The 356-nt window shown below is 58.1% G+C and carries 1 pseudogene; it reads right to left on the bottom strand.

What is annotated here, in order from left to right:
* Window positions 1-356 (bottom strand): annotated as a pseudogene (locus tag N2K84_RS20325) (HYR domain-containing protein); the annotation flags it as partial.

The raw sequence follows: 356 nt of genomic DNA, 5'->3' as shown, positions 1-356 counted from the left end.
TGGGCAAGGGCCGTCGGGTCGATGTCGTCAACCACGGTCACCACGGCGTTGGCGGTGCTTGAGTTGCCGTTCACATCGGTTACGGTCAGCACCACATCGTTCTGTCCTACATGGGCACAGGTGAAATCGGCAATATCGAGTGCCAGCGAAGCGATCCCGCAGTTGTCGGCTGAACTGTTGTCAACAGCTTCGTCCGTGGTGGATGCATTGCCGTTGGCATCCAGGTAGATGGTCACGTTTTGGGCAAGGGCTGTCGGGTCGATGTCGTCAACCACGGTCACGACAGCGTTGGCGGTGCTTGAATTGCCGTTCACATCGGTCACGGTCAGCACCACATTGTTCTGTCCCACATGGGC

It is taken from the genome of Gaoshiqia sediminis (assembly GCF_025907915.1).
Classification (GTDB): Bacteria; Bacteroidota; Bacteroidia; order Bacteroidales; family Prolixibacteraceae; genus Gaoshiqia; species Gaoshiqia sediminis.
The sequence above is the reverse complement of the archived record's forward strand: the minus strand, read 5'-3'. Positions and strand labels throughout refer to the sequence as shown.